The organism is Acidaminobacter sp. JC074 (assembly GCF_022496765.1).
Taxonomy (GTDB): Bacteria; Bacillota; Clostridia; order Peptostreptococcales; family Acidaminobacteraceae; genus JABXKX01.
In genome coordinates, this window is the sequence record NZ_VANV01000021.1 from 54,080 (window position 1) to 77,578 (window position 23,499).

Genomic DNA, 23,499 nt, shown 5'->3' on the forward strand with positions numbered 1-23,499 from the left:
ATCACCTATATTATAGCAAAATTATAAGCAATTATAATCTAAAATGTGCGAATATCAGAAATATATCCCTCATTTATAATAGATAAATCTAGAACTGTCTCTTTAACTGAGACTTCTAACTTTTCATCTATCATGTAGGTCTCATTATTTATAGTTACTTCACCCTTTCCAAACATAACTATTTTGGAAGTGTTAGGATGGCATTTTAAGGTATACTTACCTCGTCTTAGTTCACTTGACTTTGTATTGTAGGTCAAACCAGTATGATAGCCTGTCATATCAAGCTTTTGAAATAAAACTTCCATCTCCTTGATACCTATTCTATTGCCTACCAATTCATCTTCAAAACTTTTATCAAACAGTCCTTCTTTTGTATGGAGTCTATACCACATGTTTCCCCAGCCAAGTCGGCCTGAATCAATAATCTTATCATTTGATATAAAGCCATATTGGCCATTCATAGGTCCGATTTTATTGCTGCACCACCTGTAGAACTTACCACTTTGGTCCTCCTGAATTTCTTTTTGGGTCATGGTAACCATATAGTCTCTTTTAGGTAGATACTCAAAAGCTAAAGGAAGATTGATAGGTTTCATAAATTCAACTTGACCATACTCTACCTCAGTACTAACAAGTGTCATGCCATCTTCAATAATTTCAACGATTAAATCAGAAACTTGTCCATTATCCCCATTGTTATAAGCAAGCATAACATCAAGAGATTCTACCTTTACCTTATTGTTTGATTCAATATCAACAAGATAAGCATGACTATCAAAGCAGTTAAGATATTTAAGTCCTGCATCTTTTGAAGATACATGAAGTCTTAATCCTTCAACTTCGATTCTATTTATTACTAACCTTTTTCTTTTTCCATCAAGATTATAGGATGTGTTTGCCCCTATAAGTTCAACCTCTGCATGTTCAGGAAAAGATATTAATCTATCTGTTGTAATATTGTCCAAAAACTCATATTCAATTGAATCGATGTAGCGAGGTGTTTTAAAGTTTACTTGATAATAGGACTTATCTTCACTTAACCAATAGTGACTCTTATCATAAGTCTCTATTTGTTTATCTAAAGGCTTATACTTTAATTCGTCATTGCAAGATGTTCTAACTGACTCTATACCATACATCATAGAAGAATCTTTTGGCTTCTTAGAAAATAAGACAATATCCTCAATCTGAACACCTGCTCTGTCAGTTATGATCTTATACTTGTTATAGTTAGATTTTCCATCTGAGACAACATCAAAATGTGGATCATCTTCAAGGTTTACTTCAATGTATAATAGATCGTACTTATACTCGTTCATGATACTGTTACAGTGTTCATAAAATCCCTTCTTAGGCTTTAAAAGACATGTACCTTGTCCACTCAACTCTATCCTTGGCTCTTCTGATGTTTGATACCATTCAATATAGTCATCTTCAATTCTTAGCAGTAGAGCTATATGTGTACCACTAATCATTTTATTACTAAAGCTCTCTCCTTGAGGCATCACGTATAGATGAGTAGAAGCGATACCACAGTAATCCTTATGCTCTATCTTTGCTCCTATTCTTTTGAGTCCAGGTTCATCAAAGCTATAATCTATTAGATTGCCCTTTATCTTTTTTCCATCAATATACCAAACTACAGGATAGTTTGTCGTGGTAGATAGGATAATGGATTCTTCAACTTGAAATATTTTCTTCACTTTCTTGATTTCAAAGTCAACTAGAATTTTGTCTTTTGTTTCAATAATAACTTCAGAACAAGCTTTGTCTTGATAAACATCCCTACCGTCATTAGCTTCAAAAATATTATTGATCAAGTGAATATTTTGAACATACTTCATATAAATACCATGTCCCAAATAACCTCTTTGATCATCACGATTTCTAATAAACTGATTGTCTTTAATTAACCAGTTTTGACTTGGATAGTAAGACTTGTTTTTTATCGCAAGACCAGGTCCTGAGTTATCATGTATATGATTGCCAATCACTTTAAAGTTGGTACCTGAACCATTTACGACTGCAATACCTGCATTACCAAAAGCTTCAGGTGCATTCTTAAATGTACATCCATTGAAAGCAACCTCATTCTCTATAAGGGTGGTGTTATCAGAGTTTCCTAGCCAAAAGCCGTAGCTTGAGGCATTTGCTTTGTTCCTGATGTATATATTGCCTTCATCCCACGCTTCAATGGCATTGTTATTGGAAAAAGACATATCATTTTCTTCAATGATATTATCAGTAGACATCAGGTTATTCAAAGATCTTATAAAAAATCCATCTCCACCATATCTCATATCATTTCCTTTGAAGTGATTATGACATGACTTAGTTTCTACTAAAACACAAGAAGAATCTCTTGCATGTATCTCATTAGGTTTCTTTCTTAAACCATGACTAAAGTTATTATCATATATTTTATTATGGCTTGATTGCCACATTCTTAAACCAACGTTAGAGGTATAAGAAAAGTTGTTGTTTACAATTAAATTCTCATTTGAATGTCTCAAAGTTAAAGCATTCCATACTTGGTTGGCTTTATTATTTTGGAGTACACACTTTTGACTATTAGTCAGAACAACGCCACCTAGATCATCATGATCGTCCCATCCATGTTCAGGATGATGATAATTCATAGAAAAATCGCAAGCTTCTATATGCCAGTTTTCACAGTTATCAAGTGAAAGTCCAATCTTAAACCCTCTGCAGGACAGATTCTTAATAGTAACACCTCTAGTCTTGACAGACCTTATACCAATACCCTTATAGGGTAAGTTGGCGTTGTATTTTTTATCACTATAGCCATACGAGAACTCACTTGTATCAATATCTACTTCTTGTTTTTCAAGTTCTTTTCCACCTACAAACAAGGCATATGAACCATCTATGGTAATATGATTACCATCAATGATAATGCCTTCTAGATTATAGAAATTATATACACCAGGCATGAAAGTTACATCCTCTGTAATCCTCATGCCTGGAAAAGGTTTGATAAATGCAGCCATTACGCCTCCTATCGAATTGCCTCTTTAGTATCCATATCAAAGAAGTGAGCCTTGGTCATATCAACTTGAAGCTCAATATCTGTCAAAGCCTTCTTTAAGAAGTATGCCAGTTTACCAACAATTCTCGTGCTTCCAACTTGGCCGTTTAAAATCGTTTCAGCACCAAGTCTTTCAATGAAATTAATTTTCATTTTAATTGGTGAAACAAACATGTCTTCTTTAACATCTTCTTCATTATACAGGTGTTCTGGCCTAATGCCTAACTTCACATTCTTGCCTTGATAATCACTTAGAAGGTCCTTTTGATTTTCAGTAAGCTTCAGTTTTATGTCTTCACTTATGAAAGAATCTTCTTCTACAATACCCTCAATAAAATTAATGGAAGGCGAACCAATAAAACCTGCAACAAAATCATTATTCGGTTCTTCATAGATTTGCTCTGGAGTACCCATTTGTTGAATAACCCCTCTATTCATAACAACGATTTTAGTGCCCATGGTCATAGCCTCAACCTGGTCATGAGTGACATACAAGGTAGTGGCTTCGGAATCCTCATGAATCTTGACAATGGTTTCTCTTGTCTGTTGACGAAGTTTTGCATCTAAGTTTGATAAAGGTTCATCCATTAAAAACACTTTTGTTTGTTTAACTAAAGCTCGTCCTAAAGCAACTCTTTGTTGCTGACCGCCTGAAAGATTTCTTGGTTTTCTATCAAGATACTCTGTAAGGTCTAAATACTCAGCTGCTTTCTTTATTCTCTTATCAATCTCTTCTTTCTGAATTTTCTTCATTTTAAGGCCAAAAGCCATATTCTTGTAAACACTATAATGAGGATATAGCGCATAGCTTTGAAACACCATCGCTATATTACGGTCTTTTGGTAAAACCTGATTTAAATGTACGCCATCTAAATAAAGATCACCATCTGTTATTGTTTCTAAGCCTGCAATCATTCTTAAGAGTGTTGTTTTACCACATCCAGAAGGACCTAAAAGTACACAAAACTCTTTTTCATCTATTTCAAGATTTGCATTATTGACTGCCTTATATTCACCGTCATAGCTTTTCGTTAAATTATTCATTACGATACTAGCCATTTAGTCACGTCCTTTCTCTTTTACAAATACTTTCATGGCACTCTTGCCCCTATTGCCCCATATATAATAAGGTATTGCCTCATAATTATTTACTTGCGTATGAACCTTAAGTTCATCATTCCATATAATGTCATAGTCATCCTCTAAAAATTCTATACGACTATCTTTACCTTCAAAACAGTAAACAAAGGGACCGTAAGCTAGGGCACTCTTTCCTTTATTTGAATCAATCAAAGGTGTTGATAACTTTCTCACTTCTAGTTCAAAATCTATTGAAAAAGAAGCAGACTCTTTTAAGTCAATCATGATGTAGTCATTCTCTAGTCCATAGCTTTCAGATACCCTAAATGTTTTTATCCAAGATGGCAGCCTGAAATAGATTTTCTTAAAACGAATGTTACCATCGTAATCAATTTCAAAATGCCCACCTCTTGGGTAATCCGTCTTCAAAGTAATGTTTACACCTTCAATGGTAACTTCTGACCCAATATGTTGATTGATATAAATGACATCATCTGTATAACGATAGATGTATGACCCGATAGAAGGAATAAATCTAGTAAGATTAGTCGGACAACACGATGTTGTAAACCATGGACTTCTTTCCTTGTGTCCACCCTCTTTCCTATTTAAACCATTAGTTACCATTGGATTCACATAAAAGAACTTTTGTCCATCAGCAGATAATCCAGCCAATATATTGTTATAGATCTGACTTTCAATTATTTCATGCTGATTCAAGTTATCGTTTATGTTATCTGCAAAAAATACACATCCAATACTGGCACAAGTTTCAGCGTAGGCATTTTCATTTTTCATGTTGTTATCATCCGAAAAACCTTCATTTTTTATGGAATCTCCAATACCACCTGTTATATACATATGCTTGACTAAATCTTCAAAAAGAGCTTTCACGGGATAACCAAGCATAGCCATAGCTGTATAGAGATACATAGCTCTTACAGCATGTCCTTTAACCTTCACCTGTTTTTTTACGGGTTCATGATCCTGAGCATATTCAAGTGTATAGAAATTCGATTGATTACAAATGGGTCTTGACTCACTCTTATAAAAACCCTTGCCTCTTTGCTCTAGTAAGTATAAAGACAACTCTTTATACTTTATTTCATTCGTTAGTTCATAAAGTTTGAATAAGGCAAGTTCTGCTTCCGGATGACCACAAACCCAGTTTTTCAAATGAAAATAGTCAACCCAGTGGTCTGCAAGTTTTATAGCTACATTTAATAATGCATCCTTACCAGTAGCCTTATAATAAGCTATGGCTGCTTCAATCAAATGGCCACCACAGTAAAGTTCATGACGGTCCATATCTGAATATCGATCTTCATCTGTTAATGTAAAGTATGTTGAGATATAGCCATCATGCCACTGGGCAGAGGCAATCTTATCAATGATCTCATCTGCTTGTTTCATCAAGTTCTCATCATAATGACCGACCAGCAAATAGCTGAGTCCTTCTAAAGCTTTATATACATCAGAATCATCATAAAACCGCCCTTCAAAGACTTGACTTTTATCTCCGCTAAGGTACATGCCTGCAGCTTCAAAATTCCTAACTCTGCTTTCATTACATTTATCAAGCACTTGCCAAATGGTCTTAGAGCGAACCGTCTCAATACGCTCATTCCAAAATTCAGAAAGAATTTTTACCTTATCAAAACTCACTTTTTTCATGATTGACTCCAAGGAAATAAACCAATTCTTAGTTTAGCATTCGCATATGGTATCAAAGTTATTTCCTCTAAATCAGCTTCAATATCCACTGGAGATAAAGGTAGATCACCTGCTTGACTCTTTTCTAAAAACCAAGAAGAAACACGTTTTGCATTGGTTTTAATTTGAACAGGACAAGTAGAACCAAAAGGCTGTTTTTCTAATTTCTTCTCGTATACCTTGAATGCCTCGTCATCAACTAAAGCATAGTTCCAAGGCGAATGAGGATATATTTCATAATTAGGATGACTTTTAATGCCCTCTGGTCTTTCAATCCATTCCTCATCTATTTGTAAAGCATAGATTAATGGTCCTCTTTCTACGGTCATACCGTTATGGTACCATCCTGTATGCTTCTTAACTTCCATAACAAATTTTACTTCTATGGTATCACCATCACAAAAGACCCTATCTATCTTAATAAAATCTCTATCTTCTGTTTTCAAGACTTTATTGTTTATTTTAAGTCTATAATCATCACACCAGCTAGGAATCCTAATCATCATCTGAAACTTAGTAGCTTCAGTCGTGTGTACCTTATAAACAATCTTTTCTCTAAATGGATAATCCGTTATAACATCCAAGTGTACAGCTTGACCATCTATGTCAAATTCTGCTTTTAAGGGCATATGAACCATAGCGTAAATATTATTTTCTTTCTTAAAGAGTCCTGATTTTATAAATTTTGGCCATCCCTGGTGCATGTTTGCAAGACAACACCCAAAGTTAGGTTCAAAGCCAAAAACATTGGAATCAGGTTCATTGTTGTACCAGTTTCTTTCTGCTACACTAACCAATACTTGATTGACTTGTTGGTCGTATTGATGGGTTTTAAAATCCTCAGATATGGTTGCCGGAAGCGCATTGTAAGTGATTCTCTCAAGCAAATCTGCAATTTTAGGATCACCTGTTACTTCTAGCATAATCTGAAGCGAGAACATCATTTCCACAACTGCACACAGCTCTGTTCCTTGAGTAGGATTATCCCCGCTTAAATGTTCATCACCAGAAAACATGCCTGTGATCTGACCATGATATTTTTCTAAAGCTTCGATGCCTTTATAAAAACTTTTTAGAACTTCTTCATTGCCTGTTTCAAGGTACTTCATAGCTGGTTGTTTAAAGCCCATAGCTACATTTACAACATGTGTTAAATGATATTTCATGACATCATATAAGGCGCCTCTAAATGTATTTTCTAATGTTTTTTCCCAAGGATAATAATAAGCTGTAGGTTGTACAAATGGAAAAGACTCGAAAGTATCTACCCAGTTTAAACTCTGGTCGTTTATCTTTTTGGCTAAGTCCATTAAAAACTCATCTTTAGTAATGTCATATAACCACATGACGGTATAAGTTAAGTCAGCCCCTCTAGCCTGTCCCCATCCAGACATCTTATAAGTGTCTAGCTTGTCCAAAACGAACTTAAAGTAATTTGTCATCAAGCTAATTACTCTTACATCCTCTGTAGACTCATAATAAGATACAAAGCTTTTAAGCATGACAAACTTTGGCCAAAATAGGGTTTCATCAAAGTCAGTTTTTCTATAGTTAGGTCCAAAGTCACCATTAGCTCTTTGACTATTTAAACTCCATTCCAGCCATTTTTTTGATTTATCAATACCTGTTTGATCATCAAGAAGGTATGACAGTGGCACCAATCCATCAAGCCAGTATGGCGGTCTTTCCCAAGAGTTATTCGTACCACCTATCCAGTCCGAATGGTTTGATACCGAACCCCATACTTGATCAAGATCTCTTGTAATACCATCCATTTGTAAAGTCATCTGGTCTAATAACCAACCAGATGGTTTTAAATCCTTATAAGGCAGTGCAAATAATTTGCGCCTTTCTTCCATAAGCGAATCCTCCTATGCCCCTTTGTGTCCCGTCTGAGCTATGGAACCAATAAACTGTTTTTGAAATACCATAAATAATAGAATCAATGGTAATGTTGAAATAATAGCCGCTGCCATACTGACAGCTGGTGTATTTGTATACCTGCCGCCCATCATAACAGTCATACCTTGAGATAAAAGGTACCTTGATGAGTCATTAATCAGAAGCTTCGGCCATAAATATGAGTTCCATGTCCCCATAAATATTAATGTTCCAGCTGCTAATAATGGTGCCTTCGAGAGTGGTAAAAGCATTTTAAAGAAAACACCCACTCTGCTCATGCCATCTAGTATAGCTGCTTCCTCCACTTCCTTTGGAAACGACAGGAAGAATTGCCTCATCATAAATGTAAAATATGCAGAAAATATTGCAGGAACAATGAGTCCTAAATACGAATCCCCCCATTTAAGGAAGTTTGCAATAATGATGTATTTGGGAATCAAAGTAATCTGACCAGGTATCATCATGACACCTAATATAATCACCAGTAATATATTTGCCCCTTTAAACTTAATTCTAGCAAGTGCATAGCCACCCATAGCAGAAACAAGAAGAGTTAAAAATGTCGTTACAATGGAAACAAAAGCTGTATTGCCCATCCACTGCCATAATTTAATGGACTCATCCGCTGTTATTCCAAAGAGAATCCTTTCATATGCATAGGTTGATAATTCACTGAAGCTAAATTTTGCAGTATATATATCAAAACCAGATCTCAAAGATGCAACGATCGAGAAAAAATATGGGTACAATGTATATACTGTTAATGCAAGAGCCAGAAGTGTGAAAATGATGGTATTGATTTTATATATCATGGCTGATCTTTTAAATGGATCAGACCAAATTGAGTCATTGCTTTTCTGTTTCATAAACACTCCTTAATACGTTTGATCTTTAAATATCTTTCTTTGAACCAATGTGAATACCATTATTACAATGAGCAACAAGAAAGATATGGCTGATGCTCTTCCCATTTTGTTTTGTTGCCATCCAACATAGTAAATATAATACACGACAGTCCATAAAGAACCTTCGGGACCACCAGTAATAGGTGCATCACCGTAATCTGCCAACATCTGTACTGCATCATAAACTTGTAATGAGCCAATAAAACCAGTTGCCATTAAAAAGAATGTCTTATTGTTAAGTAGTGGGAATGTAATATGTATAAACTGCTTAAATCTAGGTGCACTATCCAAAGAAGCCGCTTCATAAACACTGTCTGGAATCTCTTGTAAACCAGCTAGATAAATAAGCATCGAATAACCACTTCCTGCCCACACTGCCATAATGATGGCAAGTGGCATTGTAAATGCTGGTTCTTGCCTCCAATGGATTGGTGGTATTCCAAAGGTTTGAAGAAAATTACTGATTATCGTATCAGGTCTAAACAAGCCATCAAAAATGATAACAAGTACTGCAACTGAAGTAACAGTTGGAATATAATAGGCAATTCTAAAGAAGCCTTTGCCCTTTGCATTGTGTGCAATAAGAGCTAATATCAAGCCTATGGAAGTGGTAAGAATTACAGAACCAAATGCATAGTAAATGGTTTGACCTAATGCTTGTCTAAAGATTGGATTTTCAATAGCCATTATGTAGTTATCAAATCCTACAAAATCAATATCCCCATTAAAAGGCTGTGTGATATTGTCTCGTAAAACATCATAGTTCGTAAATGATAATACAAAAGCTATTATGATGGGTAATATAATCCATACAATTAACATAATAATTGCAGGACTCATAAATAGATAACCCATTATGTTTTCGTTTTTCTCTATTCTGTTGAGTTTTCTACCTTTTAACATAGTTTCTCCTCTAAATAAGAAGTCAGCACTCATGCTTCATCCCAATAAGAGCCCCCAAAACGGGGGCTTATATTATTTAACTTTTGCTTCTGGATTATCAATTTCTAATCCATTTTCTTTTAACTGTAAGTTAATTGATTCTTGTGATTTTTCTAAGCTTTCTATAACTAGTTTTCTAACTGCATCATAATCCATTTGACCTTCTTCAATGGCAACATCATAAGATAGAGTAATGGCCTCTTGAACAAAACTGTATAGATCGATACCTTGAATTTGATAGTCTGGTGATGTGATGACACCATTGTTAGCTTCCCAAACAAAAGCTTCTCTTTGTTCTGGCTTTTCAAACCAAGTATTGCTATATGCATCAGCCCATTCTTTTCTACCTGGGATACCTAAACCACCAGCTTCAGGACCACGTGCTTTTAACCATGCATCAGAAGTTGTCATATACTCAATAAAAGCTGCAGCAGCTTCTGCTTTCGCACCATCAATGTTTTTATTCATAACAACACCTTGATTATACATTTCTGCATGTACTTTGCCATCAGAACCAAGCGGTACAGTTAATGAACCAAAATCAGTTGTGATGTCTTTTGCAACTTGACCAATACCATGTTGCGTTCTGTAATAGCCTGTTGTTGTCCAGTCACCCGTTGGATAAATAGCCACATTGCCCGCTGAACCAAAGGCATTGGTTACACCACCTGGCATAACGTCTGATGCATTAGTTATCCAACCCTTATCTGCATATTCAGCTATTTTCATAATTGCATCAACATATGCTTCCTGAGCAATATTGTTTGTTGTATCTAGTGATTCACCACCATATGAATTAAATAACCACCACCAGTATAGAAGTGATCTGGTACCAACTACATAATTTTGATAGTTTTCACCATCTTCTTCATATTTTACTTGTTCATCTTTAAAAGTATTGTAAAGTGCATCCATTGTATTTTCAAAATCTTCTAAGGTCATTCTTGTCTGACCAGATACATCTAAGCCAGCCTTTTCAAACATTTCTTTATTGTATAAAAAGGCAACAACAGAAAAAGAGTTTGGAAGTGCATAAAGTTTATCGTCTGCCTTCCATACACCCACTGCACTTGGCACAAACTCATCTACTAAAGTTTGATCAATGTAAGGTGAAATTGGTTGAATAACAACATCTCTCCATGCAGAGAATTCATTTAAATCCATATGGAATACATCTGGACCATTACCTGCAGCAACTTGAGTCTTTAATATATCTTGCCATCCAGCATCACCAACTAAATTACCGTCAATTGTTACTTTAATTCCTGACTCTGCTTCATATTGCTTAGTAAATTCTGCAAAGACCTCTTCTTGATTAGGAATTAAATCCCAATATTGATATGACAAGGTCAATTCCTTTGGTGTTTCCCCTCCTGCGTTTGTATCGCTAGATGAACATCCAATTGATGTAAATGCTAGTAATACACTCAACATGATTACTAAAAATTTCTTCATTATAGTCCCTCCCTTAATATTCAACCACCTGATGTGGTGTGATTAAAAAGTAACATCCAGCAAACGTTTTCTCTATAATTCAAGAGGACTTGGTTTGAAATATACTATCTCTAGTTTGAAATCTCCGTTACAATTTGCAGACTATTTTTATACAATATAAGTGTAAACTTATGCACAGAAAGGACTTATAATGCAAAAAAATAAAAAAGCACCCTTAGGTGCACGTCTGATCTCCTATCTTATAGATTCAGTAATAATCTATGTGATTTCAACACCTGTTCTAGATCCCTTAACTCCTGTTAAAAACATTGCTGTAATCTCTTTGATTGCTGGTATATATAATTTATTACTAAAATCTAAAACAATTGGAAAACGTCTTATGCGTATCAAAGTGATTTATAAGACGAATACTTATGATCAAATTATACATAGAGAAATCATCTGGAAAACATTTATTGAGAAGATAAATATATGGCTACTCTTTCTTATGTATCAAGTGGGGATATTAGATGGATTTATCACTTGGTGTCAGCAGAGTTTTATACATCAAATAATCTATTACCTTGTAGCACTCCCTTGGATCATGTTTCTATCATTCGCCTATATGGTGCAAGATGAAAACAATGACAGTTTACATGATAAATACAACAAGACCAGAGTATTTACTCTTATAAAATCTCTCATTTAAAAAACACTTCTAAAGAAGTGTTTTATTTGTTTTATATGCTCTTTTGACTTTGCCGCCATACAAAGGTAAAAGTGGTGTTGAGAGACATAAACTCATCATATGCCTAATCTTACCGGCCTTTTTAGGTGTCCCCATATCAAATATAGGATTTGGATGATATTCTAACACTTCAGATTCTAAATATGCCGCTAACGGTTCACCGTAAATTTGCGCAACAACCTGGAGCGCTATTTCATATGAACCTATTGCAGGTCCTGCAGTAAAGTACTTGCCATCTACCGTTGTTTCTGTGTTATGTCTTTTTGCGCCAACCTTCTTTAACATAGACAACATATGAAGATTCGTTACTGACATCCTATTTTCTAAAAGACCAGCAGCACCTAAAACGAATACACCTGCACAAACGCCTACCACCGCCTTAGCTCCTTTTGACTGACTTCTATAAAAATTTATCAAGTCATCATCTACTGTAGCACCAGGTGCAATGGCACCCGTTATTAATACATCAAACTGAGGACTTTCCTTAAATGTCATGGTTACCTCAGTATCTGGACCTAAAATTGAAGTCATTTGACCATATTCTTTCCACACATAGTAAATTTCTGCATTTGGTATGTTCTTAAAAACATCAACAGCCCCTGCTACATCTGGCATGTAAAGTTTGTCTGGACAAGTCACGCCTACTCTTAATGGTTTATAGTCTATATCCGGTAATTCTCTTTGATCAATATGATCAAATGCCTTAGTAGGATTATACTCTAAATTAAGCTCTAATAATTTAGTTAAGCCCTTACCTCTTTCCAAGTAGACAAGATAATATGCCGCTTCAATCACGCCCGTTGAAGGACCTGCTGTAATAAACTTATGATCTTTCATAAAAGTCTTTCTATTTACAGGTCTAGCACCAAATGCTTCAAGCCGCTGTAGAGTTTTCTTATCAGCTGTCACATAGCGATTTTTAAGAATACCTGTTTTAGCCAGAGCTAATACACCTGATGAAAATGCAAGAACATGTTTGCAAGATTTAGCTTGCAATCTTATAAAATCCAAGATCTCTTCGGTTAGAGTTTCTTCTTTTAAGCCTGGTATGATTAGAACATCTAACTTAGGACACGACTTTAATGTTGTATTGGTTCTAAGAGAATACTGAGAGTCTCCAAGAAGCATCTTCTCTTCCTTGCCTATATAGTAAAATTTCGATTTTGAAAAAGCCAGTACTGCTTGACTACCAATAACATCACCATTAGAAAAACCCTCTAATAATAAATAACCTATTTTCATTTATGCCTCCTATGCATGTTTTCTTGATCTATTTGCTATACATACTACACTCATATTTATACTTTGTCAACAAAATTTGTACACTGTACAGTTTTTTAATATTTGATTCAACTTTGCATAGGTGTTATACTGTTTGTACAATATATTAAGAAAGGCTATAAAATGCACACAAGTAAGAAAACGAGACAAAAAATAATCGATACGGCCATCGATTTATTTGCTGAAAAGGGTTATGAAAATGTCAGTATTAAAGAAATCTGTTCTAAAATGAGCTTTGGTCGATCAACTTTCTATTACCACTTTAAAACCAAAGAGCAAATTTTAACAGAATACTATATTTCAGATTCAGTTTATGATACTAAAAGCATGTCATGGATCTTAACAGCACCAAACAACTATGAAAGAGCAGTTCGTATCCAACTGGTCTACAATAGGCATTTATTAAGTATAGGCAGTGACGAGGCTATCAGGCACTTTATAGCTGCAACCTTGGTCGCACCTAATGAAGATACAATTGAGTTTACAAGAAAAGTCAAACAGCTCTTAATACCACTTATTCAGCAGTGCCAAGAATCGGGAGAGATTACTAATCAATCAAACCCTGAACTTTTATGTGATGTAGCCATAAGAATTCAGAATGGTATCATCATCGAATACTTTTTATACAACGAAAAAAAGCCTCTAGAAGAGACTTTATTAGAATCATTAAATGTACTTTATAATCCATAACATCAGTTGTGGATTTTTACATGCTTTCATAGACTTCTTTGAATGACTTATAGTGTTCAAGTTCCCACTCAATAAGGATATCTAGTAGCTGTATCAAATCCTTATCTTGAGAAGAAGCCTTGATGTCTTTGTAGTATTCATATGAAGCTTCCTCCATTGCCATGGCCTTTTTAAAAACATCTTTAATACCCAAATCAGAGATCTTTTTTATGTCAGTCCAATCATAAATCTTAGGTCTACTCACCTCAAGATATGAAAAAACTCTTTCATCTCCAAATGATTTTTTAGAGTCGAATAATTCTCTTAACCACTTTGAATGAAGTTTTTCTTCCTCAGAAAGTTTTATAAAGTTGTCACATACAGTCTTTTCATGCCACTGCTGTGATTGTTTAAAATAATAATCAGCGCCATCATCTTCATTCATCATGGCTTTCTTTAGTAGTTCTAGTTCTTTATCATTCATAATTATCCCCTATTCTTTAGTTCCTCAATAAATGCTTCAACTTGACTGTCATTTTCAAATGCTGATAATGGTATGATGTAAGCTGAAACTGCACTGTTAAATGCAAAGATATGTTCATCTGTTTTTTCTATTCTTGAAAGCACTGAGTAAGATGCTGAGTTCTTTCCAAACTGATCTGTAACGATGATACCCTCATCACCTAACTCCATGACCTTGTCACCTAAAAGACCTCTATTTTCATCTTCCGAAAGAAGCTTGACGATGTGCTTTATGAGTCTCTTCTTTAATCTGCTTGGATAAACAAAGAACCATATGACACTGGCTATTAAAAAAACTATTGACCAATACATAAGAGATATATTGGTAAGTCTATAAGCTATGTATGTAAAAATAGTGAAGATAAGAGGTCCCATCAGCCTTTGAAACATGATGTTTCTCTTCATTGTTTTTGATGTATTCATATGATAAATATTAAAGTCTATATAATCTTTAGCTGTTAATGTATAATTTATTTTCATAATCCTCTCCTATAACTTCTCTAAAAAGTGTACACCATGCCCGTCTGGATCTCTAAATGTAAAGACTTTTACGCCCCAAGGCTTGCTTTCTATCTCAGTTGTAATTTCTATACCCAGTTCATTAATTCTCTTAAACTCACCCTCGAGATCGTCTACATAAAACATAAGGATGATGTTCTGACTGACTTCTTTACTCCATGATTCCATATGGCCAAGTTCTTTCCTTCAAAGGCTACATGGTAATCATCACCCATAGCATCGGTTTCAAGTACGCTTGAGTAAAAATCTGCTAGTCTTCTTACATCTCTTGTAATCAAACATACGCCACACATTTCCATATCTCTTTCCTCCATCACCTCTACTATTATACACCAAAAAAATAAAAAATCACCTGATTCGCACCAAGTGATTTCTCGCATAAAATATTAATAGGGGGGATTGAAGTTTAAAATCATCTATTTACTATGATATCTCTCTTCTTGAATACATAATAACACCCTCATGTGTACTTCATATGTACATTTCAAAGAAAATCAACTTTTTTTGACCTAAATCATTAAGAACTTTTAACACACTTTTTTTATTCTATTAAGCTTCCAATTTACAACATTGTTATTAGTTAAAGTCATGGGGTATAATTATTTTAAGGAGCTTATTATGGATTATAAAACATTATCAAAAAAGATTGAAAACATGCAAGATGATATCTTTGCTAACAAATATTCACTTGATGAACTCGACCAGCTTATTCAGTTTGCTGAAGAACTAGATCATGTCAATGCCAAACTGGAATTACTACTGGCCAAGGGTTTGTACTATTATCTAAAAGACGATGCTAAGGAGGCCTTTGAAGTCCTTACAAAAGCTCAAATCCTAGCTACTAATTTAGGAAATATAGAAAGTTTGGTGATCATAGAAACACGTTTAGGCGCACTCTATACGCATCTTGGTTTTTTTAATCATTCTTTTCAACTCTTTATGTCAGCACTTGAAAAAGTTACAGATAACAAGCTCGTTAAATACCTTGGGCCTTTAAACGCCAACATTGGTACTTGCTTATTCAAGCTAGATATGATAGATGAAGCTACAAACTATACTAGAAAAGCCTATGAAATTATCAATAACCATGACAACACATTTCACCGATATTTTATTAACCTCAATTTAGCCAATGACCTTATTAAACAAGGCAAGCATGATGAAGCAAAAGCGTATCTAAGTACTGCACAAAATTTTATAGATGAAGTTGATGAGAGTACGCGTTTCATTCTAGCTATGACCTACCATCTCATAGAAGCATACCAAGGGTACACCTTAGAATCCAGCCAGAAAATGAACTTACTCATCATGGATAAATACAATAAAGATACCCATATCAACCATTATGACTATGTCATTGAATGGTGCATTGCTATGGACAAAAATGATTCTATTGATTTAGCAGAGAAAGCCATTGAACACTGCCTCGATTGTATTACTGAACACGATTCCATTGCTAAATCCCAGCTTATGTATTATCTAGCAAAAATACATGAAGACCATGGAAACTTAGAAAAATCTATTAAACTTTACAAGGAATCACGAGCCGTTCAAGACAGGCTATATAAGAAAAATCAACAGTTCATTACTGAAAACACCCTTAAGATACTTGATTTAACCAGACAAGTTAAAACGGTTATGGAAGAAAGTCTAAGAGATACACTGACTGAGTCACAAAATAGAAAAGCTCTCATAAAAGACGCTAAGAGCCTACTTGATCAAAATAAACTGTATGCCCTTCTTATGTTTGATATTGATTTCTTTAAGGGCTATAACGATACTTATGGACATTTAAAAGGCGATGCATGTATCAGAGACATCATTAATGCTCTCTCAAAAATATTACCTGAAGGAAAAGAACAGATTTACAGATATGGTGGTGATGAATTTATCATACTCTTATCAGAACATGTAAATATCCAGGATTTAGTCAGCATCATTTTAAATGCTGTACGTGATTTACAGATAGAACATATAACAAACAAACATCAAATAGCCACCATTAGTATTGGTGCGTCTACAAATTCTGATTCAAGAGAAGATTTACAAAGCTTCATCGATCATGCAGATATGAACCTATATACTGCTAAGTTCAAAGGAAGAAACTGTGCATGCTATAATGGCAATATTATCAGATAAGGCTCTAGGGCCTTATTTTAATACAAATAAAAAATCACCTGATTCGCACCAAGTGATTTCTCGCATAAAATATTAATAGGGGGGATTGAAGTTTAAAATCATCTATTTACTATGATATCTCTCTTCTTGAATACATAATAACACCCCCATGTGTACTTCATATGTACATTTGATGAAAAAATCATAAAATTTTTAAAAACTTTCATCAAATTCGTATTCAAACTCAGGATATATAATCGACTTCCAGGCTTCTGAAGAACTATAGGCTTTTATAGAATGAACTTTTTGATCTTGGAAATTATATATTGTAACATACATTTCTTTTGGATCAATCACCCAAAACTCTTCTACGCCAGACAACTTATAGAGTTTTAACTTTTTAGTCTTATCTTTTTCTTGTGTACTTGGTGATAGGACTTCAACAACTAATTTTGGTATCCCACGATAACGATCATTTTCATCAGCATCTTGTCTCCAGTTACATAATACCAATATGTCAGGTTGGACAACATTCCAATTATTTTCTGCCTTTAAAGTGACATCAAAAGGCGATACAAAAGCATCACATGGCTTTCCTCTTAAAAACTTGTCTAGAGCAACATGAAGCTTAGAAACAACCCACTGATGCCTTATGCTAGGTGATGTCATTAAGTAGACTTCTCCATCTATATACTCATATCTTTTGTCAGCAGTTTTATTCATTTTTTCAAAAGCTTCAAAAGACATTTTCAACCTATCTGCATTATATGCCGCCTCCGCTTCACAAACTCTGTCATAATTATTCTCTAGAGATACAAGCTTCGCAACAGTGAGACCATTCTTTGTTATTTCAACGTCTTCTGATGCACACAACCTCAGATACTTACCGAATGAATTCTTAATTTCTGTCGATGTAACTTTCATAATATCCACCTCCTAAATCAATTGTAGCTAATTTAGCCAAAATGGTCAAATCAGTCAAAATAAATACAAGTCATATGACTTGCATCTAAATGGGTAATAAGGGTATGACCATCATACCTACATAAAAGCTTATAAGATTGGCTACAATAACAGTTACAACCGTATATTTTGTGGCTAGTTCGTCTATATACCAAGACAATCCTAAAGACTCTACAAGCAAGATTAATACCTCAGAAAATATCAAGGCAAGGATGATATAACCGTAACCTGGTGTCATAGTTGATAGCCATATATTTAAAGAGCCCTGGGTTAAGAGATTTATCAGTAAAAAAGCTCTCCAAGATTTTTTACTTCTAAAACCAAATACAAAGAAGACTGCCGCCTCAACTATTAATGTCAGAAGTATTCTTATGGCAATTAGTACAGATGATCTAACAACACCTTTACCTTCACTCAGTTTTTCTTTTGAATAGTCTAAGCGATAATAAGACCTGTATTTGTCTAACTTAACAATCTCTATTTCAAAGGTTTTCTTGTCTGATACAAATTTTAAAACGTGATTTTTCTCATTTTTAAAATCGGATCGATAAAGAGAAAAAAAGTCCTCTCCTATTCTTTGATTTTTAGAAAGCTTTACATCACCATAATAGATCTCTAAGTCATCCGGTCCATCCATACACATAATCACTATAGAAGGCGGTTCAGCTGAATTGGCATAGACATTTAAGGGTGAAAGTAAGATAAATATTAAAATAAAAACTAATGACCTCTTCATAGAACATCCCTGTTAAAGTACTCAATGGAAAAAGACTCATTTTTATAGTTCAGTAAGTTAACAGAACAATTATGAAGTCTTGTTTTACCGCTGCCAATTTCATTATCTGACAGATATGCAAGTACGGTATTAATGGCTGAACCATGAGACACAACTAAAATTGACTTGTTTGTATTTTCTCTGGCAATCTTATAAAGCGATGTCATCATCCTTTCAGTTACTAGTTCAGAATCTTCCATACCCTCAAACTTGCCATCAGGAAACTTAATTTTTCTCTCTGCTGATGTATAACCCGAAGCCTGACCATAATCTCTTTCAATGAGACCTTCTAAAGTAAAAACTCCATCTATGTCATGTTTTTTAGCAATGACATCAGCAGTCTCATATGCACGTTTTAAGGGACTTGAAAAGACCAGGTCTAACTTTTTATCACAAAAGTATTCAGATACTTTATCCGCCTGCATAAGACCAGTCTGATTAAGAGAAATATCTTCTCTCCCCTGTAGTTTAGTCAATCTATTCCACTCTGTTTCACCATGTCTTATTAAGTATATTTTTGTCATCTTATTCTCCTAGTATATTCTATTCATTATTTTAGCACTTATACTTATTCTACGATATAATCTATGAATTGTCGTAACTTAACAGATATGAATTAATCTTTTCTTTATAAAAATAGGATATGCTCCTCTTAGGAAGCATATCCATACATCTTATACCTTCTATCTAAAATGGTCCTAAATTAATCATTTGAGCAATTGTTACTGCAGAAAATCCTATAATAGACCACGCAACCAACATTGGAACAACCCACTTGACCCATTTGCTGTATGGTACTTTACCAACTGCAAGACATGCCATCAAGGCACCTGAGGTAGGCGTTAAGATATTGGTGACACCATCACCATAGTGGAATGCTGTAACTGTAACCTGTCTGTTGATTTCCAATATGTCTGATATTGGGATCATTAAAGGCATGGTTGTCGCTGCCTGACCTGAACCAGATGGGATTAAAATATTTAAAATCCATTGGAAAACATACATACCATTAACAGCGATTAGCTTAGGAGCACCACTTAGTAAGTTAGCTGAAAAATGTGTAATCGTATCTAATACCTGACCATCTTGTAAAACAACCAATAAGCCTCTTGCTACACCAACAATTAAAGCACCAAAAGCGATGTTCTTTGCACCGATTAAGAAATAATCTGCAATCTTGTGGGCTGGAAATCTTGCTATCAGGCCAAACAATATACCAAATCCTAAGTATACTGCAGCTATCTCATTGATGTACCAGCCATACTTGAAAACACCAAATACTGTAAGGGCTAAAGATGCTACTAGAGCAAGACCTAAGATCTTATGAGTTCTTGTATAATCAGGAATCTTTGAAAAATCAATGTCATCTTGACCACTTGGCTTGTTTGGATTATACATAATCGACTTTTCAGGATTTCTTTTTATCTTCATGGTATATCTATAAACAATAATAGTTGTCACTATAATGGTAATTACAAACCATATAGACCTGTACCAAAGACCTGAATAAAGTGGCAGTTCAGCAAAAGATTGTGCAGTACCTAAAGAAAAAGGATTTAACATACCGTTGATATGACCTGCCCTAGCCCCGCAATAAGCCAAGCCAACAGCCGTTAACTCATCGCCACCCATGGCTTTTGAAAGTACCATTAGAATTGGAATAAAGATGATGATTTCTTCAGCAAGGCCCATAGTTGCAGCTAGACATGCAAGCATAATCACAATGATTGGAAACAAGAGCCATTCCTTACCCTGAAACTTCTTTATGTTGTGACCAACGATGGCTAGTGTAAAGCCTGTTTGTGTTAGAACTTCAAAAGCACCACCGATAATAAATATAAAGAATATAATACTGGCAACCTGCTTCATGCCTTTTGGTACTGCTAAAAGCATACCAAGTAATCCCACTGGCGAGTTGTCAACATACTGGAAGGTAGACGGATCAATAACCGTTTTTCCTGTTGCTTCATGTACTACTCTTTCAAAACTACCGGATGGAATGATGTATGTCAGCAGTGTACAGGCAACAATTAATACTGCCAGTATGACATAGGCGTGTGTCAAACTTTGCTTAAGATTTGACTTACCGGATACTTCCTCACTCTTTTTCTCTTTTAATGCATAACTCATGAATTTCCCCCTTTTTATAATATCATACATTAGTCCGCTTTATTAAGTTCTTCAGGTACAGGTGTACAGGCAAAATCTACACCCTGACTGAGTATCTTCTTATGTCCACCATATTTTCTCATACTTTCAAACTGATGAATTTTACTTTTCATAAATGTTTCTTCCGGATCGATAATCAGCCTAAGCTTATCTTCCATAGCAAAAACGACGGCTTCATAGTTTAAGTCTTGACCTAAGTCATGAAGCTCTTCAGGATCATTTTTTAAATCAAACAACTGATTTGGAAAATCCACATGGTAGATAAACTTGTATCTATGGTCTCTTACCATATAGGATGAAGTAGATAGACCATCTGCATGATACTCTGAAATGGCAAGTCTTTCTTTTTCAATCCTTTCTCTTCCCTGTGCAACTGGCCATAAAGATCTACCTGGCTTTTTTAAATCTTGATCTGATAAAGCTATACCCGCACCATCCAAAAGAGTTGGATATATATCAAACAAAGAAACATTTTCTTGAACTTCCATAGGTACTATATCAGGACCGTTCATAATCATTGGGATAGAAACAGACTCTTCATAAAATAGCTCCTTAAACCATGTGGCATGTTCACCTAGCATCTCTCCATGATCTGTTGCATAAATAATCCTTGTGTTTTTATCGAGGCCTTGTAATTTAAGTGCTTTTAAAAGCATGCCAACCTGGTCATCAAGAAAAGAGCACATACCATAATAAACTGCTCTTGCCTTTCTGATTGTTTTTTCACTCATTTCATAGTCAACACCCATATACCTTCTCATCTCAGATACCACTGGATGTTTGGGTCTTTTGTCTAAAGAGAATTGTTTGGGAAGTGGCAGCTTGTCTGGCGGGTACAAATCCTTATACTTTTCAGGTGCAACCAGTGGATAATGTGGCGTGATATATCCTACCTGAATTATCCAAGGCTCATCATCCTCATTTTTACTAGCTATACAATCAATGGCTTCCTCAGTTGTTTTTCTATCAAACCTTAAATGTGGTGCATCTCCCCAGCGTGCGCCTGTAATGTTTTTTTCAAATGCATGTTTATAAGCATCATTACCAAATCCTCTGATGGCAGCAAAGTAATCACCAACACCACCATTAGCATTTAATGGATGTCTCATATCAGGAAAACCTGTTTGACTAGAATCACTCTTATAGTGAAGCTTGCCTATAGTCGTCACCTTGATGCCTTCATCCACTAGGCGATGACCATATCCCTTTTCTTCTCCTCCATATGGGGACATATTATCCCAATAACCATACTTAGAACCAAAATCACCAACGGTCATACTTGCCCTTGATGGCATGCAAATTGGATTGTTGCAATAAGCATTTGTAAACCGAACACCTTCTGAAGCCAACTTGTCTAAGTTGGGTGTATGGATGTCTTCATTGCCATAACAGCCCAGCATTTTCTTACAATGTTCGTCACTGAAAATAAATAGAGTATTCATTGCTTTTGTTTTAGTCATGATTTAAACATCTCCATTTCTTCAATCCTGTCAAAGGCTTCTTTGAGCGCCTCCTTATTCACTGTACAGGCAAACCTTATAAAGCCTTCCCCACAATCACCAAATGCATTACCTGGTATGCCTAATACTCTGGCTTCTCGTAAAATCAACTCACTGATTTCAGCAGATGTTAAACCTGTTTTTCTTATATTTACAAAGAGATAAAAGGTGCCCTTCGGTGGCAATACAGAGAGATTTTTAATCTTATTAATACGGTCTGCTGCATAAAACATTCTAGACTTATACTCTAAGATCATATCTGGCTGAATCATTTTTCGATTTTGCAAAGCAGCTATAGCTGCTCTTTGAGAAACAGACGATGTTGTAAAAACAACATTTTCATTAATTAGCTGAATCACCTTTATCATATAAGAAGGTGCTATGATATTGCCGACACGCCAGCCTGTCATGGTAAAGTCTTTTGAAAAACTGTTAATGGTAATCGTTCTTTCTTTCATGCCTTCTAAACTTAGAAATGGAACAAATTTTTCTTGGTAAGAATATGAACCGTAAATGTCATCAGCGATTACAAGAAGGTCATGCTTTTTTGCTATAGATGCAATATTTCTCATTGTTTCTAAGGTAAAGCACGTCCCCGTTGGATTGTTGGGCGTATTGATGACAATAGCCTTTGTTTTATCAGTAATCAGCTTTTCAAGCCTTTCCATATTAATCTGAAAGTCCTCTTCTTCAAAAGTATCTAAAATGACAGGCACACCTCTTGTCAATTCAACTTGCTGAGGATATGGCGTGAAAAATGGTGCATGCATAATAACCTCGTCACCATCATCTAATATGGCTTCTAAAACAAGATACATGGCCACACAGCCACTTGCTGTTACCATGATCTCTTCGTCAAGTAAATCAATATTATATTCCTCTCCATAAAACTTTCTTATCTCATCTCTTAGCTCCGGATCCCCTCTAAAATCCGTATACTTGGTATGTCCATTTTTTGCATCCTCAAATGCCTTTTCAATTATAATCTGATGTGTGGTTATATCAGGATCTCCTAGACTCAAATCAATCACGCCCTCATATTTCTTGGCAAGTTCATCTACCTGTCCCATGGGTGTAGATTTATCTACATGATATCTTTTTGATATATACTTATACTTCACTTTGTCCTCCTAGAATAAATTTCTGAATCTTATGAAAACGTTCTCCTGTAATTATTGTCATATTTTTTTTAGCGCAATAATATGACAAGA

21 protein-coding genes are annotated in these 23,499 nt (G+C 35.0%); 3 read left to right on the top strand and 18 right to left on the bottom strand.

Going from position 1 to position 23,499, the window contains the following annotated elements; genetic code table 11:
- Positions 1–38 precede the first annotated feature (38 nt).
- From EZV73_RS21510 to EZV73_RS21540, 7 genes are all read right to left on the bottom strand, one after another.
- The gene (locus EZV73_RS21510) at positions 39–3,011 is read right to left on the bottom strand and encodes a right-handed parallel beta-helix repeat-containing protein (protein WP_240842500.1); all 2,973 of its coding nucleotides are present in this window, start codon (positions 3,009–3,011) and stop codon (positions 39–41) included.
- An 8-nt stretch (positions 3,012–3,019) separates the two neighbouring features.
- Entirely contained in the window at positions 3,020–4,108 is a 1,089-nt protein-coding gene (locus EZV73_RS21515; RefSeq protein ID WP_240842501.1) for an ABC transporter ATP-binding protein, read from the bottom strand.
- Positions 4,109–5,803, bottom strand: coding sequence for a glycoside hydrolase family 127 protein (locus EZV73_RS21520; protein WP_240842502.1), 1,695 nt, complete (start codon positions 5,801–5,803; stop codon positions 4,109–4,111).
- Complete coding sequence (locus tag EZV73_RS21525) at positions 5,800–7,701, bottom strand: beta-L-arabinofuranosidase domain-containing protein (protein ID WP_240842503.1); 1,902 nt, start codon at positions 7,699–7,701, stop codon at positions 5,800–5,802. The genes EZV73_RS21520 and EZV73_RS21525 overlap by 4 nt, the downstream gene beginning before the upstream one ends.
- 12 nt (positions 7,702–7,713) lie before the next feature.
- Entirely contained in the window at positions 7,714–8,610 is an 897-nt protein-coding gene (locus EZV73_RS21530) for a carbohydrate ABC transporter permease (RefSeq protein WP_240842504.1), read from the bottom strand.
- 9 nt (positions 8,611–8,619) lie between these two features.
- Positions 8,620–9,552 (bottom strand): carbohydrate ABC transporter permease, encoded by a 933-nt coding sequence (locus tag EZV73_RS21535; protein ID WP_240842505.1) that lies wholly within the window; start codon positions 9,550–9,552, stop codon positions 8,620–8,622.
- Between the two features lie 72 nt (positions 9,553–9,624).
- Positions 9,625–11,046, bottom strand: a complete 1,422-nt coding sequence (locus EZV73_RS21540; RefSeq protein ID WP_240842506.1) for an ABC transporter substrate-binding protein — start codon at positions 11,044–11,046, stop codon at positions 9,625–9,627.
- 190 nt (positions 11,047–11,236) lie between these two features.
- On the opposite strand from EZV73_RS21540, the gene EZV73_RS21545 reads away from it, so the two are divergent.
- Complete coding sequence (locus EZV73_RS21545; RefSeq protein ID WP_240842507.1) at positions 11,237–11,734, top strand: RDD family protein; 498 nt, start codon at positions 11,237–11,239, stop codon at positions 11,732–11,734.
- 9 nt (positions 11,735–11,743) lie between these two features.
- Here the strand turns inward: EZV73_RS21545 and EZV73_RS21550 are convergent, their stop codons facing one another.
- Positions 11,744–13,015 (bottom strand): DJ-1/PfpI family protein, encoded by a 1,272-nt coding sequence (locus EZV73_RS21550; protein WP_240842508.1) that lies wholly within the window; start codon positions 13,013–13,015, stop codon positions 11,744–11,746.
- A gap of 162 nt (positions 13,016–13,177) precedes the next feature.
- On the opposite strand from EZV73_RS21550, the gene EZV73_RS21555 reads away from it, so the two are divergent.
- Positions 13,178–13,744: a TetR/AcrR family transcriptional regulator gene (locus EZV73_RS21555; protein ID WP_240842509.1), complete on the top strand. Its 567-nt coding sequence runs from the start codon at positions 13,178–13,180 to the stop codon at positions 13,742–13,744.
- Between the two features lie 16 nt (positions 13,745–13,760).
- Here EZV73_RS21555 and EZV73_RS21560 read toward each other — a convergent pair whose 3' ends face one another.
- Genes EZV73_RS21560 through EZV73_RS21575 form a run of 4 tightly spaced genes read right to left on the bottom strand, consistent with a single transcriptional unit; the run spans position 13,761 to position 15,063 of the window.
- On the bottom strand, positions 13,761–14,207 hold the full coding sequence (locus EZV73_RS21560; protein ID WP_240842510.1) for a ferritin family protein: 447 nt from the start codon (positions 14,205–14,207) through the stop codon (positions 13,761–13,763).
- 2 nt (positions 14,208–14,209) lie between these two features.
- Positions 14,210–14,725, bottom strand: coding sequence for a YcxB family protein (locus tag EZV73_RS21565; RefSeq protein ID WP_240842511.1), 516 nt, complete (start codon positions 14,723–14,725; stop codon positions 14,210–14,212).
- Between the two features lie 9 nt (positions 14,726–14,734).
- Entirely contained in the window at positions 14,735–14,890 is a 156-nt protein-coding gene (locus EZV73_RS21570; protein ID WP_240842512.1) for a glyoxalase/bleomycin resistance/extradiol dioxygenase family protein, read from the bottom strand.
- Positions 14,878–15,063, bottom strand: a complete 186-nt coding sequence (locus EZV73_RS21575; protein WP_240842513.1) for a VOC family protein — start codon at positions 15,061–15,063, stop codon at positions 14,878–14,880. Before EZV73_RS21575 ends, EZV73_RS21570 begins: the two co-directional genes overlap by 13 nt.
- A 319-nt stretch (positions 15,064–15,382) precedes the next feature.
- Between EZV73_RS21575 and EZV73_RS21580 the strand changes: the two genes are divergently transcribed.
- Positions 15,383–16,903 carry a GGDEF domain-containing protein gene (locus EZV73_RS21580; RefSeq protein ID WP_240842514.1) on the top strand — a complete coding sequence of 507 codons (1,521 nt, stop codon included), beginning with the start codon at positions 15,383–15,385 and terminating at the stop codon, positions 16,901–16,903.
- A 192-nt stretch (positions 16,904–17,095) separates the two neighbouring features.
- On the opposite strand, the gene EZV73_RS21585 is transcribed toward EZV73_RS21580, so the two are convergent.
- From EZV73_RS21585 to EZV73_RS21610, 6 genes are all read right to left on the bottom strand, one after another.
- Complete coding sequence (locus EZV73_RS21585; protein WP_240842515.1) at positions 17,096–17,806, bottom strand: type II toxin-antitoxin system prevent-host-death family antitoxin; 711 nt, start codon at positions 17,804–17,806, stop codon at positions 17,096–17,098.
- 85 nt (positions 17,807–17,891) lie between these two features.
- On the bottom strand, positions 17,892–18,581 hold the full coding sequence (locus EZV73_RS21590) for a hypothetical protein (RefSeq protein ID WP_240842516.1): 690 nt from the start codon (positions 18,579–18,581) through the stop codon (positions 17,892–17,894).
- Positions 18,578–19,144 carry a histidine phosphatase family protein gene (locus tag EZV73_RS21595; RefSeq protein WP_240842517.1) on the bottom strand — a complete coding sequence of 189 codons (567 nt, stop codon included), beginning with the start codon at positions 19,142–19,144 and terminating at the stop codon, positions 18,578–18,580. Before EZV73_RS21595 ends, EZV73_RS21590 begins: the two co-directional genes overlap by 4 nt.
- A gap of 163 nt (positions 19,145–19,307) precedes the next feature.
- The gene (locus EZV73_RS21600) at positions 19,308–20,750 is read right to left on the bottom strand and encodes a YfcC family protein (protein ID WP_240842518.1); all 1,443 of its coding nucleotides are present in this window, start codon (positions 20,748–20,750) and stop codon (positions 19,308–19,310) included.
- A gap of 29 nt (positions 20,751–20,779) precedes the next feature.
- On the bottom strand, positions 20,780–22,249 hold the full coding sequence (locus EZV73_RS21605; RefSeq protein ID WP_240842519.1) for a sulfatase-like hydrolase/transferase: 1,470 nt from the start codon (positions 22,247–22,249) through the stop codon (positions 20,780–20,782).
- Positions 22,246–23,409, bottom strand: a complete 1,164-nt coding sequence (locus EZV73_RS21610; protein WP_240842520.1) for a pyridoxal phosphate-dependent aminotransferase — start codon at positions 23,407–23,409, stop codon at positions 22,246–22,248. The genes EZV73_RS21605 and EZV73_RS21610 overlap by 4 nt, the downstream gene beginning before the upstream one ends.
- Positions 23,410–23,499: the final 90 nt, after the last annotated feature.

Coding starts and splice junctions, on each gene's coding strand:
- EZV73_RS21510 (WP_240842500.1), bottom strand. CDS start 3,011: ATGGCTGCATTTATCAAACCTTTTCCAGGCATGAGGATTACAGAGGAT.
- EZV73_RS21515 (WP_240842501.1), bottom strand. CDS start 4,108: ATGGCTAGTATCGTAATGAATAATTTAACGAAAAGCTATGACGGTGAA.
- EZV73_RS21520 (WP_240842502.1), bottom strand. CDS start 5,803: ATGAAAAAAGTGAGTTTTGATAAGGTAAAAATTCTTTCTGAATTTTGG.
- EZV73_RS21525 (WP_240842503.1), bottom strand. CDS start 7,701: ATGGAAGAAAGGCGCAAATTATTTGCACTGCCTTATAAGGATTTAAAA.
- EZV73_RS21530 (WP_240842504.1), bottom strand. CDS start 8,610: ATGAAACAGAAAAGCAATGACTCAATTTGGTCTGATCCATTTAAAAGA.
- EZV73_RS21535 (WP_240842505.1), bottom strand. CDS start 9,552: ATGTTAAAAGGTAGAAAACTCAACAGAATAGAGAAAAACGAAAACATA.
- EZV73_RS21540 (WP_240842506.1), bottom strand. CDS start 11,046: ATGAAGAAATTTTTAGTAATCATGTTGAGTGTATTACTAGCATTTACA.
- EZV73_RS21545 (WP_240842507.1), top strand. CDS start 11,237: ATGCAAAAAAATAAAAAAGCACCCTTAGGTGCACGTCTGATCTCCTAT.
- EZV73_RS21550 (WP_240842508.1), bottom strand. CDS start 13,015: ATGAAAATAGGTTATTTATTATTAGAGGGTTTTTCTAATGGTGATGTT.
- EZV73_RS21555 (WP_240842509.1), top strand. CDS start 13,178: ATGCACACAAGTAAGAAAACGAGACAAAAAATAATCGATACGGCCATC.
- EZV73_RS21560 (WP_240842510.1), bottom strand. CDS start 14,207: ATGAATGATAAAGAACTAGAACTACTAAAGAAAGCCATGATGAATGAA.
- EZV73_RS21565 (WP_240842511.1), bottom strand. CDS start 14,725: ATGAAAATAAATTATACATTAACAGCTAAAGATTATATAGACTTTAAT.
- EZV73_RS21570 (WP_240842512.1), bottom strand. CDS start 14,890: ATGTTTTATGTAGACGATCTCGAGGGTGAGTTTAAGAGAATTAATGAA.
- EZV73_RS21575 (WP_240842513.1), bottom strand. CDS start 15,063: ATGGAAATGTGTGGCGTATGTTTGATTACAAGAGATGTAAGAAGACTA.
- EZV73_RS21580 (WP_240842514.1), top strand. CDS start 15,383: ATGGATTATAAAACATTATCAAAAAAGATTGAAAACATGCAAGATGAT.
- EZV73_RS21585 (WP_240842515.1), bottom strand. CDS start 17,806: ATGAAAGTTACATCGACAGAAATTAAGAATTCATTCGGTAAGTATCTG.
- EZV73_RS21590 (WP_240842516.1), bottom strand. CDS start 18,581: ATGAAGAGGTCATTAGTTTTTATTTTAATATTTATCTTACTTTCACCC.
- EZV73_RS21595 (WP_240842517.1), bottom strand. CDS start 19,144: ATGACAAAAATATACTTAATAAGACATGGTGAAACAGAGTGGAATAGA.
- EZV73_RS21600 (WP_240842518.1), bottom strand. CDS start 20,750: ATGAGTTATGCATTAAAAGAGAAAAAGAGTGAGGAAGTATCCGGTAAG.
- EZV73_RS21605 (WP_240842519.1), bottom strand. CDS start 22,249: ATGACTAAAACAAAAGCAATGAATACTCTATTTATTTTCAGTGACGAA.